Genomic DNA, 13,111 nt, shown 5'->3' with positions numbered 1-13,111 from the left:
CCATTGTTTCCCCTATTTTCGCACATTCTATCTTGTGATTTTCACATTGTATCTGGAGGGGAAATCTACTACTTCACCATTAACAACCATTGCTCTATATAGCAACGCACATACATCTGCCCTGGTGGCAATTTTTTTAGTATTCAGCAATTTTATATTTGGATAGTTGACAATTACACCATTTTGTGTTAGACTAGCGAGAAAATTACGATGTTCGCTCTTAATAGTAGAAGCATCGCTGTAAACTGAAAGGATATTTTCTGTAGAACCAGTAAATTGATAATTCAGTCCTTTGGCTAAGGTGATGAAAATATCTAAGCGAGTCAGCTTTTGAGCAGGGTTGAATTTTTTACTATTCAATGTGTTGAAAAAGCCCATTTCATAACTCTCTCGAATCGCATTATAAGCCCAATGTCGCGGTGGAATATCTTTAAAAGCTACCGCTTTACGAATTTTACTTTTCGTGAACACTTTTTGCAGCAGGACGGCCAATTCCCCACGAGTTACCGCTGCGTTAGGACGAAAAGAACCATCGGGAAAGCCACCAATTATTTCCATTGCGGCTAATTCGCTAATATATTCTTTAGCCCAATAGTCTTTGGAAATATCAGAAAATGAAACTTTAATATTTTTTGCTACACCTATTTGCCGATATTTACTTAATAGTTGTCCCAGTTCAAAACTGGAATTTTCCTGAATTGGAATCAACTGTGTTATCCTCCCTGGAGGGACTGTTAAGGCTTGTGCTAAGTTGGAATCAAAGATGTTGATAGATTTACCAACGACATCACTCAGGGATATGGGATAAGCAGCAGTTCTGGGAATTTGAGAAAAACCTGCTGCTTGGTATTGACTAATACTGACATTTTCCGAACTACTCAGGAAAGTAACTTTTTGGTTATTAACTTGGGTGAAGTAGTCGTATTTGATACTATCATCATCAACAATGCTATCATTGTTAACATCAGCACCATAAAAGCTGCGAACTACTTGTTCTACTATGGGATTAGCTGATAAAATTATGTTAACCGCAGTATTTTCCGGTAAAATCGCAAATTCACTGTAGCCAATCAGGCGGTTTGTGGTATCATATAAACGAACAACTATAAGATCCTCTGATTTAAACCCCTTGACAAAATTAGCCTTTTGCTTCATCCTATATCTATAATCGCCTAAAAATCTCTCTTGGCGGTATTTGTTTCCATATTTACTTTTGATGGAAATACGGGCTGTTACCTCTGAGATTGTACCACCTGGTTGCCAGATATAAAGCGTGAATGCTGGTTTTTTCTCTGGAAAAGAACTAGTAGCAATAGTAACTCCGACTGCTTCACTGTCATATTTATCTGCTTTATCTGCTTTATCTGCTTTATCTGCTTTATCTGCTAAAACTTGCTTTTCTGAGAACTGACTGAGATTTGATGTATCTAAAGAAGACAGTTTTGATAATGCTAATGCAGAAGATATTGAGGATATTGCGACAATAGAAACAGTTGTAACAACTAATTTACTCCAATAAGTTAATTTAATGGGGTTCATGGTATTTTAGCTCACACCTGGCAAGTAAACTAATGATAATTGGTAATTAATTACAAGTAAACACTGTTAAGTTTAAGGCACAAGCATTAAATTGTCTAGGTTGGTTTGAGGAACAAAACTCAATATCAACATCTTCACGACCTGGTTGGGTTTCGCTGTTGCTTTACCCAGCCTACAATTATCCAATGATAATTGACAATTGATCATCATAAATAATAAATTAAACCAGAAATTTACACTGAAATTTTGACAAATGACAATTACAACCCAGCATTTACAGACATTAGAAAAACAAGTTTGGACTTGGCGCAGTTATAAAGTTCAATATACAGTTATGGGTACAGGCCAACCATTGGTACTTATTCATGGGTTTGGTGCTTCCATTGGTCATTGGCGGAAAAATATCCCGGTTCTAGCTGCGGCTGGTTATCAGGTGTTTGCTTTAGATTTGTTGGGGTTTGGGGGTTCTGATAAAGCCAAGGTGGATTATACCATGGAACTGTGGGCGGAATTATTAAAAGATTTTCACAATACACATATCCAAACACCAGCTATATTTATCGGTAATTCTATTGGCGCACTTTTAAGTTTAATTATTTTAACAGAATACCCCGAAATTGCGGTTGGTGGGGTGTTAATTAACTCCGCTGGTGGTTTGAGTCACCGTCCCCAGGAATTAAACCCACTGCTACGGGTTTTTATGGGGACTTTTAACAAGTTAGTGGCTAACCCAGTGACGGGTAAATTTGTTTTTAACCGTATTCGCCAAAAATCACAAATTAGACGGACATTATATCAAGTGTACCGCGATCGCAATGCCGTAACTGATGAACTTGTAGATTTACTCTATATACCATCCTGTGACCCAGGAGCGCAGGATGTTTTTGCTGCGATTCTGACCGCACCCCCTGGACCTAGTCCTAGTTCGTTATTACCTAAGTTAGAATGGCCTTTATTAGTAATTTGGGGTGAGGAAGATCCTTGGACACCAATTACAGGGGCGGATGTTTATAGACTAGCACAAAAAGATGGTAAAGATGTGAAAATTGTCCCTGTTCCTGGTGCGGGCCATTGTCCCCATGATGAAGTTCCCGATGTTGTTAATGGTGAAATTATTAGTTGGTTAGGACAGGTAATTGGTAATGGGTAAAAGGAACTCAAAATCAAATTCTACCATAAACCAGATAAAGATAGTATTATTAAGGATTGTTTCATTGTGTAACTTTCCCTAGCCTGTCAATATGTCAGAAAATTTAGCCGCTTGTTTAAATGATGTGCTTCCATCCCCTAATCATAGCCAAAATACTATCCGCATTCGGGGTGCTAGACAGCATAATCTGAAAAATATTGATTTGGAATTACCCCGTGATCGTTTGATTGTTTTTACCGGGGTTTCTGGTTCGGGTAAATCCTCCTTGGCCTTTGATACCATCTTTGCGGAGGGTCAACGTCGTTATGTGGAATCCCTAAGCGCCTATGCTCGCCAATTTTTGGGACAATTGGATAAACCTGATGTAGAAGCAATTGAGGGTTTAAGTCCCGCAATTTCCATTGACCAAAAATCAACTTCCCATAATCCCCGTTCCACAGTGGGAACAGTAACGGAAATTTATGATTATTTGCGATTGTTATATGGTCGAGCGGGTGAACCTCATTGTCCCCTTTGTGATCACTCTATCGCGCCTCAAACCATAGACCAGATGTGCGATCGCATTATGGAACTTCCCGACCGCACCCGCTTCCAAATTTTAGCCCCTGTAGTCCGCGGAAAAAAAGGAACTCACCGCAAATTAATTTCTGGTTTAGCTTCCCAAGGTTTCGCTCGTTTGCGGGTAAATGGGGAGGTCCGAGAGCTATCTGATTTGATTGAGTTAGATAAAAATAGCACACATACTATAGAACTGGTTATTGACAGATTAGTTAAAAAAGATGGTATTCAAGAGCGTTTGGTAGATTCTCTAGCAACTTGTCTTAAGCAATCTCACGGTATTGCCATAATTGAGGTATTAGATGATACATTAGATAAGATAGCGCTGGAGCGACCTGATAGTAAGTATATATCAACTGAAGGAAAAAATCAAGGTATTTCTGAAGAAGAATTACCCAAAGAAATGGTATTTTCAGAAAACTTTGCTTGTCCCGAACATGGTGCGGTAATGGAAGAATTATCCCCACGGTTGTTTTCTTTTAATTCACCTTATGGCGCTTGTCCCCATTGTCATGGGATCGGGACTTTAAGAAGATTTTCCCCGGAGTTGGTTGTACCTGATGAAAATTCGCCTATGTATGCAGCGATCGCTCCTTGGTCAGAAAAGGAAAATTCCTATTATTTAGAGTTATTGTATGCTGTGGGGTTAAATTATGGGTTTGAGTTACAAACTCAATGGGGGAAATTGACAGCGCAACAGCAAAAAATTGTCTTGTATGGAGAAGAAGAACCGAAAAATCCAACCGAGAAAAAGCAAATTTTTAAAGGCGTAATTCCGATTTTACAAAGACAATATGAAGGGGGAACAGAGTTAATTAAACAGAAATTAGAAGAATATTTAATTGATCAACCTTGTGAAGTTTGTGGAGGGAAAAGATTAAAACCCGAAGCCTTAGCTGTGAAATTGGGACAATATGGAATTTTAGATTTTACTACCGTTTCCATTCGGGAATGTCGAGAAAGAATAGAAAAATTAAAATTGAGCGATCGCCAAAGTCAAATAGCTGATTTAGTTTTGAGAGAAATAAAAGCTAGATTACAATTTTTATTAGATGTTGGCTTAGATTACCTCACCTTAGATCGTCCCGCCATGACATTATCAGGTGGAGAAGCTCAACGCATTCGGTTAGCGACACAAATTGGTTCAGGACTAACAGGAGTTTTATACGTTTTAGACGAACCAAGTATCGGTTTACATCAAAGAGATAACGCCAGATTACTAAAAACCTTAACCAAATTACGGGACTTAGGAAATACCCTAATAGTCGTCGAACATGATGAAGAAACTATCCGCGCGGCTGATTATATAGTTGATATTGGTCCTGGGGCGGGAATTCATGGAGGACATATTATTTCTCAAGGAAATTTAGAGAATTTACTCAATGCAGAAAAATCCTTAACCGGGGCTTATTTATCAGGAAAAAGAGTCATAAATACTCCCACCAAGAGAAGAGAAGGAAATGGCCGAGCTTTAACTATTAAAAATGCGCGTCGCAATAACTTACAAAATGTAGATGTAGAAATTCCCTTGGGAAAACTTGTTTCTGTTACGGGTGTTTCTGGTTCAGGAAAATCTACCTTAATTAATGAATTACTTTATCCAGCATTACAACATCATTTACTCAAAAAATCTCCCGCACCCAAAGATATAGATGAAATCAAAGGTTTAAACTGTGTTGATAAAGCCATTGTCATTGACCAATCACCTATAGGGAGAACTCCCCGTTCTAACCCCGCAACCTATACCGGAGTTTTCGATATTATTCGTGATGTTTTTTCCCAAACTGTAGAAGCGAAAACCAGAGGTTATAAAGCTGGACAATTTTCCTTTAATGTCAAAGGTGGACGTTGTGAAGCTTGTAGTGGACAGGGTGTAAATGTCATTGAAATGAACTTTTTACCTGACGTTTATGTGCAATGTGAAATTTGCAAAGGTGCGAGATATAACCGAGAAACCCTGCAAGTTAAATATAAAGATAAATCAATTTCTGATGTTTTGAACATGACCGTTGAAGAGGCATTAGATTTTTGTCAAAATATTCCCAAAGCCGTAACGAGATTACAAACATTAGTAGATGTTGGTTTAGGTTATGTCCAATTAGGACAACCAGCCACAACCTTATCTGGTGGAGAAGCGCAGCGGGTGAAATTAGCGACAGAATTATCTCGACGCGCGACCGGAAAAACCTTATATTTAATAGATGAACCAACCACAGGCTTATCCTTTTATGATGTTCATAAATTGTTAGACGTTTTACAAAGATTAGTAGATAAAGGAAATTCAATTTTAGTCATTGAACATAATTTAGATGTGATTCGTTGTTCAGATTGGGTAATAGATTTAGGACCAGAAGGAGGAGATAAAGGAGGAGAAATAATTGCTGCGGGAACGCCCGAAGATGTGGCCAATAATCCCCGTTCTTATACTGGGGAATATTTACGGCAGGTGTTGGCTCAATATCCAGCAATGGGGTAATTTTTTCTCACCCAGAAGCGCAGAGGCGCGAAGGAAAGATTACGGAGAGAGGACTTATCCGGGAGTCCTTGATCTGACTTTTAGAGTTCAAATATTTTCAAAATCAAAAATAATTCCTTGCATGGAAATATGATCATGAATAAAAACCGCAGTTCTAAATCATGGAAATTAGGAGAAAAGGTAATTTTTGCAGCTTTGCAAATTCTCAGAGAACATGAAGGAGAATTACAAGGACAACAAGTAATTGAAGAAGTTAGCAAAAGAGTAGATTTAGATGAATGGGAAAAAGCTAGATATGAAAAATCTGGTTATATTCGCTGGAAAAGTGTTTTGAATTTTTACACTATAGATTGTCTCAAAGCTGGGTTTATGTTAAAAAATCAAGGTATTTGGTATTTAACACCAGAGGGAGAAAAAGCCTTAGAATTAGGAGAATCTCAACTTTTAAAATCCGCTACTCAGGCATTTAAACAATGGAAAGCGGAAAAAGAAAATATTGCTTCGGTAGATAATGAAGCAGAAACAGACAATGATGTTGATAAAGTTAGCGAGGTAACTATTAGTGAATATGAAGAAATTGCGGTAGAAGGGTTAAAGAAATTTGTCAGAAATTTGAACCCTTATGAATTTCAAGATTTAGTAGCAGCCTTATTAAGAGGTATGGGTTACTATACACCTTTTATTGCTCCCAAGGGAAAAGATGGTGGTTTAGATGTAATTGCATATCAAGATCCATTAGGGACGGTATCACCAAGAATCAAAGTTCAAATTAAACATCGAGAATCACCTGCTTCTGTGGATGAAATTCGACAATTAAGAGGAGTATTACAAAAAGATGGAGATGTGGGAATTTTTGTTGCTACTGGTGGTTTTACATCTGATGCGAAAAATGAAACAAGAAGTTCTCATACTCATATTGAACTCATAGATTTTGATAGGTTTATCAGTTTATGGCAACAATTTTATGAAAAATTACTAGATGAAGACAAAAAAAGATTACCTCTTACTCCTATTTATTTTTTAGGAATATAATTATTTATATTTTTATCCAATATAGGGATCTTAAATACTAAAAATGTTTTATAATCATATATGCGTAGGAAAGTTAGAGAGTTAAAAGTATTACAGCAAGTAGCTTTGAGTGAGGTACACCTTGTGCGGGCAAGACTTGTACTGAGATTGGTCGAAGTATGCCCGCACCACAAGAGTTTTATTATTAATACAGGAAAATATATGAGTCAAAATAATTTATTTACCCACAAAAAACCCCAGCTATTATTAGCAATTCTCACTTTTACTACTTCTTGCTTTTTTCCTATTCTTCCGTCAAAATCCCAAAATATCCCTTTACCTTCTCAAGCACCTTTAGAATTAGATTTACTCACCCAACCAAAAGATAATATCATCACTTCTAAAACTATTCATCCCCAAAAATTGACAATTCCTAGTTTATGGTGGTCTCAGGAAAACTCGGAAAACAAGCTTTTGGATAATTGGATAGTTTACCCTGCTTCCCAGTCTGAACCCCCACGAGTAGATTTAATTGTTAATCAGCAAGTTTGGATTTTATTAGATTATTTAGAACAGTATGTTTTTGTCAATCGTTTGGGGAGTTTAACTAGTAAATCTGGTTACAATATTCGAGTTTTTGACTATCAAAAAGAATTTTTAGCAGCTTATACTTGTAATTTTACTCAAACTCCCGTTTCCTGTAGTATTCAGATGAATAATCAAAGCAAATTTGGTTTGCGTCCCTCTTTCTAAAATTACGATTTTTTCATCTTCATAAATAAATCTTCATACTCTTGTGTTACTTCAGGGCGTAAGGGAAGTAAAAATTCACTTTTGGCAAAAATTTCTGAATTATTCAATAACAAGTTCTGTAAGGGCTTCTGGATATCTGTGATTGCAATATTATTGTCAATGGGAGAATTGCTTTTAGTTAGTAAAGCAATTTGCCCAGATGTATTCGGTTGCAAACAAAAATCTAGCCATTTATATGCTAGAGTATCATTACTAACTCCTGTAGGACTTACCCATAAATCTGCCCAAATTGCTGTTCCTGACTGGGGAACAACTGCGGTAAATTTTTGATAACGACTGATCATTGGGATGATATCATTTGACCATCCTACTGCTAACCAAGTATCCCCAATGATTAATGGTTCTAAATAGTTTGTAGAATCATAAAATTTAACTTGTTTATTTAATGCTTGTAATTCTGATTCTAAGGAGGAGATTTGATGAATATTTTCGGTATTATAAGATTTTCCTAATTTCTTCAACACTAAACCAATTACTTCTCGCGGATGATTAAGTAAAGATATTCGATTTTCTAATTCGCTGCGCCATAAATCACTCCAATCTCTCGGTTTCCATCCTAACTTTTCAAACTTTTCTTGATTATAAACAATGACTGTATTCCCCCAGCGGTAAGGAATACCCCAAATTTTCCCTTCCTGATCATGCTTAACTAATTGTCGCCATTTTTCATCTAGTTTAGCTAAATTTTGGATCTTTCCTGTTGATAAGGGTTGAATCAATTTCTGATTAATTGCTGCTTGTAACCAATAATCTCCCAATGTTACCAAATTTGCTGGCAATGATTTTTGATTTTTATTAGTTGGTGGTTTTTGCCAAGTTTGTAATAATTTAAATAATTCCTCAATCTGATCAATTGGGGTAAATTTCAAATTTCCCCCTGACTCTACACTTTTCCGAAACTGATTAACTACCTGACCGGGAATGGAATTTTTTAATAGCTGTACATTCAGAGGCGGTTGCTTTGTCTCGCACCCAATTATGATTTGAGAAAGTGCTAAAGTAGTTGTACCTAATAAAAAAGATCGTCTGTCCATGGATTTTGCATTTAAGGCAAGAGGCAAGAGTAAAGAGTAAAGAAAAAAAGTTTTCAGCGATTTTACGTTTCTTGACACAGTTTGGTTTGATTATGTTAACCTAACTTTTGTCGCTACTACACAAACAAAGTCCACCTGCGTGGACTTTAGGTCAATCGCTAATTAATTTATAATTGATTGGGCTTCTTGATACATAATTTCCTGGAAATGAATCAAATCTTTTTGCGGGTCAGCCAAACTAACTTTTACTAATAAATTTTCTCCCAAACTCACAGAACGCCGGAAGGACATAGGCAATTGTAAACCCAAATCTTCTAATAAAATCAGCGCTAAATTGCTATCTTCTCGCAACCACATCAATACTGTCACCTGCCAAACTTCTTCAGGATGACGACGTAAATATTCTAAAGCATAATATCTATTAGTTTGTCGTTCCACCATCGTTGCTTCTTGGGTGGCGCTGCTGACTGTCATCATCACTTCTTTGAGTTGTTCCGCAGAAAAAGGTAAACCTTCACCGCGTAAATGTGCTTTCAATTGGAAATGGGTCAGTAAGTCGCTATAACGGCGAATAGGAGAAGTAGCTTGTGTATAAGTATCTAAACCTAAGCCAGCATGACGCACAGGGGTAATACTCATTTCACTCTTAGGCATACAACGACGCATAGCACAGGAACGGACAAAACCGGCTGGTAATTGCAGTAATTCTTCCTCTGGAGGTAATTCCGGTTGGGGTTGACCGCGAAAGGGGAGAGGGATATTATGGGTTTGACCATAACGGGCGGCAACTTCTCCAGCCAGAATCATCATTTCTGCTACTAGTTGCCTGGACAAAGAATCATCTAAAATATCAATATTGATATCATCGTCCTTGACTTTGATCATCGCTTCTGGCATATTGATACTAATAGCCCCTTGACCATAACGCCAATTTTTGCGTATTTTTGCCCAATTAGCGATCGCTTCAATTTCTGGTTCTGCTTGTACTCCCAATTGCAACATCTCATCTACATCTTCATAGGTGAGACGATAGGTAGGCTTAATTAAACCAGTATGTATACAATAATCTTCTACAGACCCAACTTGATCTAAAATCACCCCAAAGCTGAGAGCGCAACAGACTTTCCCCTGTACCAAACTCATCGGACCTGTAGCTAACACCTCTGGAAACATGGGAATCATCCCCGTAGGTAAATAAACCGTACTCCCCCGTTTTCTCGCTTCCAAATCTAATTCATCATCTGGTATTAATAACCTGGTAGGATCTGCTATATGTACCCATAACCGTTCTCTTCCATCTGGTAATACCTCCCAACTCAAACCATCGTCTATTTCCGTCGTGCTTTCATCATCAATGGTGTATACCTTGAGATGAGTGAGATCGAGACGGTTTGTGTCTAAATCTGTACTAGGGAAATCCAAACGTTCTTGCGCCACTTCTAATACCTGATGAGGAAATTGAACAGAAATTGATGAACGGCGTAGGAACAGGTTTTCATGAGAACTCCACCAACCCAAATCTATCAATAGTTGAAAAGCACCCTGGGGCGTAGCAGAACGTCCCAGCATATTCATAGTTTCTAATACTGAAGCTGGAGGCGGACAAGCACGGGCTAAAGAGTCGTAATTCACCTTCAGCATGATCACATCTGCCAGCAGAGTCGCATACTTTTCTAATGCTTCTAAACGCTGGCGATCTATTCTTTGCCATTCTACCACTTCGCCCTGAAGTGCCTGTTCTACACGGGCTAAAAATTCCTGCTGTCCCTTTGCTTTTTGTGATTCTACAGCCATCTGGTGCTTGCGTTCTGCTACCTGGGCTGCGCTGCGTGGTTCGTAAGCCTCCCCTTTTTGCTTAAAATAGAGTTTATCCTCTGATAGCAAACAATGGGCTGCATAACACTGGGGAGGGGCTGATTCCGAAAACAGTAGATTCGCCATTTGCTGAGGGGTGACAGTTTCCCCATCTTCAATCAGTAGTTCCCATGCTACTTCCAAACTCGACGGATCTAGATAAGGCTGGACTTGATTTAAAAACTCAGGAATTTCCCCTGGTTTATAGATTTGTCCGCTAACTGTGTAAGTAAATTGGCGCGGTGCGAGGCTGTGGGATTGACCACGTTCATCTACTACAAACCAACGAGTTTTCCCATCTGGACGATCTACCACCCCCAGACGGCGATCGCTTTGAACCCTAAATTCAACTAACGTCCCCTTATCCACAACTGTCGCACTTTAATATTTTTAGATTTTTAGACTGGAGATTCGGGATTAAATAACCAGTATCTAATCCTTTTCTACCCATTATCCCATTAATTAATTGTTAAATTTTAGATTTTGGACTCAAAGTAACCGCGCAATATCCATGCAACCGCCACTTTTCTTGGATGATCTTCCAAAATCCAAAATCCAAAATCTTCTTAACCTTCGGCGTTAATAAAGGGTAACAAAGCCACGATCCGGGCCCGTTTAATAGCTAGAGTCAGCACCCGTTGTTGCTGACAAGTCAACCCAGTAATTCTCCGAGGTAGTATTTTACCACGTTCGGTGAGAAACTTCCGTAACAAATCTACATCTTTATAATCAATGACCTCCCCTGGTTTAATGGGAGAAAGACGACGACGATAATAACTCATTCTTACTTAATTTCCTTATGAACTGTGTGTTTGTTACAGTGGGTACAGAACTTTTTCAGTTCTAAACGGTTGGTTGTGTTCCGACGGTTTTTAGTGCTGGTATAGCGGGATACACCAGGGGAACGTTTATCTGGATTTGTCCGACACTCGGTGCATTCTAGTGTCACTATTATACGCGCACCTTTACTCTTAGCCATAAACTTACAAACTGTAAAGCCTGGAGACAATTAACACAAATGGTCATTATCTCACATTTCGCTGAAATTTTTCAACTAGTCTTTTAATTTTTAGATCTAAAGAATAACCACGTTGGGAGGAAACTATGATAGTCCGAAAAAAGCGGTCATGGAAAGACTGACGCATTTGAGTATCAGATAAAGCAGCACAGCTGTCAATGATTAGGGGAAGCAATAACACGATAGCAGTGGGATTGAGAATGATATTAGTCAAGAAAATGGATAATAATAAGCTAGAAAAGCAAATAATCCCTTCTCTGAGCAATAACGTCTGAAATTGGGGGATTTTATTGACTATTTCCCCATTTACGACTTCTAGTACCTTTAAATCAAATGCCCAACGTCCTAAACTTTGTCCCTGATTATTGTAAACTATGACGACGCGAAAAATTAGCCAAGCAAAAATAAAAACAAAGATTTGGGTAAATTGTACACCGATTTGATTATTTCTGACGATAGAACTGAGAAACCATGCGGTCAAGAAGTCAAGAGCTAAGGCCATACCCCGACGGGTAATGTCTCCTTTCTGGTAGTGTCTTTGATTTGCTTTAACAAGACTCATACCCTTTACATCACAGGTAGTATAGGTAACGTATCATAGAATAAATCATACAAAATCAATATCAATTTATTTAATTCTATTGTAATATGTGTAAACCATGCACTATACCGCCTTCAGAATCAAATCTTTGCTGAATGATAGAAAAAAATCTACTATCTCCCTTTTCAAAATTTCTGAAAATTGCGTAAGCGAGTATATCAGCAAGTTGAATTAGTCTCGAAGCTTTTGAATCTAAAAATAACGGTACTTCAGAAAAATTTCTGATCACACCCCAACTATATCCAATGGTTCTAAAATCAGTTGCTAAAGATTGAATGGTTGTTTCATAAGTAGATTTATCGAAAATGATAATTCCTCTCTGTGTATTATCATGTTTATGAAGCCTGATCAGATATCTATCAAATCTACTAGCAAGTTGTTCAAATGCAACCTCAACAGGATCTTTTGGCGATACTAAAGTCTTTTTGATGACACTTGCGAATAGTCGGTTACTTGGGTGTGACTGTAAAAAAACTTGTAAAATATCTTCAAGTGCTTTCTCTCTATCATTTTTTGAATAGCTTCTCCACTTTCCTCTACCACTTAGCATTGGACTACCGTGTAATTCAACTGATAAAGGATCAGCAGGGTCAAATTTAGCAGCAATTTTATCAAGCTGATCAGAAATCCAATAGCCTTGACGTTCAAACATACAAAATCCAGCCAGTACAAAATATTGCTGGTGTTGGTCATGGGTAGTACCTGACTCGTCTGCATACAGCAAGTACATGGTTTTTATGTATACTTAAACAATAAAAATCAGTCAAGGGTAGACCTAGCTACCACGATCCGAAAAAGTCAGACCTCTTGACTGCTATTCACATTATAGCAGCTATTTTGTTTGTAGGATGACTAATTTTTTATATTTATACACCCGTCAAAACTTTATACACTGTTAAAATTAGAAACCTAATCATACTAATAAAATCAAGCTATTTAACCAAGATACAGCACGTTTAACTTTAACTAAAGTAAAGTACAATACTAAGTTTTTAGGTGTAATGTCTCTATATGCCTATTTAATCAAATATTTCTGTATCAGGTAATACTTTATTTT

11 protein-coding genes are annotated in these 13,111 nt (G+C 37.7%); 4 read left to right on the top strand and 7 right to left on the bottom strand.

All coding sequences use genetic code 11. The features are described 5' to 3' along the window. Positions 1-27 precede the first annotated feature (27 nt). Positions 28-1,539 (bottom strand): S-layer homology domain-containing protein, encoded by a 1,512-nt coding sequence (locus tag H6F39_RS06205; RefSeq protein WP_190396401.1) that lies wholly within the window; start codon positions 1,537-1,539, stop codon positions 28-30. A gap of 253 nt (positions 1,540-1,792) precedes the next feature. Between H6F39_RS06205 and H6F39_RS06200 the strand changes: the two genes are divergently transcribed. The 4 genes from H6F39_RS06200 to H6F39_RS06185 all read left to right on the top strand — a co-directional run bounded on the left by H6F39_RS06200 (position 1,793) and on the right by H6F39_RS06185 (position 7,487). After that, a complete protein-coding gene (locus H6F39_RS06200; protein ID WP_137907624.1) occupies positions 1,793-2,689 on the top strand; it encodes an alpha/beta fold hydrolase in 897 nt (298 codons plus the stop codon). Between the two features lie 91 nt (positions 2,690-2,780). Then, complete coding sequence (gene uvrA, locus H6F39_RS06195) at positions 2,781-5,723, top strand: excinuclease ABC subunit UvrA (RefSeq protein WP_137907625.1); 2,943 nt, start codon at positions 2,781-2,783, stop codon at positions 5,721-5,723. A gap of 135 nt (positions 5,724-5,858) precedes the next feature. Continuing rightward, positions 5,859-6,755 (top strand): restriction endonuclease, encoded by an 897-nt coding sequence (locus H6F39_RS06190; RefSeq protein ID WP_137907626.1) that lies wholly within the window; start codon positions 5,859-5,861, stop codon positions 6,753-6,755. A gap of 201 nt (positions 6,756-6,956) precedes the next feature. After that, positions 6,957-7,487: a hypothetical protein gene (locus H6F39_RS06185; protein WP_190396400.1), complete on the top strand. Its 531-nt coding sequence runs from the start codon at positions 6,957-6,959 to the stop codon at positions 7,485-7,487. Positions 7,488-7,489: 2 nt separating this feature from the next. On the opposite strand, the gene H6F39_RS06180 is transcribed toward H6F39_RS06185, so the two are convergent. The 6 genes from H6F39_RS06180 to H6F39_RS06155 form a co-directional block, all read right to left on the bottom strand. Further along, positions 7,490-8,581, bottom strand: coding sequence for an extracellular solute-binding protein (locus H6F39_RS06180; protein ID WP_190396399.1), 1,092 nt, complete (start codon positions 8,579-8,581; stop codon positions 7,490-7,492). Between the two features lie 162 nt (positions 8,582-8,743). Next, positions 8,744-10,804 (bottom strand): ribonuclease catalytic domain-containing protein, encoded by a 2,061-nt coding sequence (locus H6F39_RS06175; protein WP_137907628.1) that lies wholly within the window; start codon positions 10,802-10,804, stop codon positions 8,744-8,746. A 197-nt stretch (positions 10,805-11,001) separates the two neighbouring features. Next, entirely contained in the window at positions 11,002-11,217 is a 216-nt protein-coding gene (rpsR, locus tag H6F39_RS06170; RefSeq protein WP_137907629.1) for a 30S ribosomal protein S18, read from the bottom strand. 2 nt (positions 11,218-11,219) lie between these two features. Further along, positions 11,220-11,414 carry a 50S ribosomal protein L33 gene (gene rpmG / locus H6F39_RS06165; RefSeq protein ID WP_010998585.1) on the bottom strand — a complete coding sequence of 65 codons (195 nt, stop codon included), beginning with the start codon at positions 11,412-11,414 and terminating at the stop codon, positions 11,220-11,222. A gap of 46 nt (positions 11,415-11,460) precedes the next feature. Next, a complete protein-coding gene (locus H6F39_RS06160) occupies positions 11,461-12,015 on the bottom strand; it encodes an RDD family protein (protein ID WP_190396398.1) in 555 nt (184 codons plus the stop codon). A gap of 76 nt (positions 12,016-12,091) precedes the next feature. Then, complete coding sequence (locus tag H6F39_RS06155; RefSeq protein WP_190396397.1) at positions 12,092-12,784, bottom strand: DUF3800 domain-containing protein; 693 nt, start codon at positions 12,782-12,784, stop codon at positions 12,092-12,094. Positions 12,785-13,111 lie beyond the last annotated feature (327 nt).

It is taken from the genome of Dolichospermum sp. FACHB-1250 (genome assembly GCF_014696335.1).
GTDB lineage: Bacteria > Cyanobacteriota > Cyanobacteriia > Cyanobacteriales > Nostocaceae > Dolichospermum > Dolichospermum planctonicum.
Note: the sequence above shows the minus strand (reverse complement) of the source record. Positions and strands in the feature narration are given on the sequence as shown.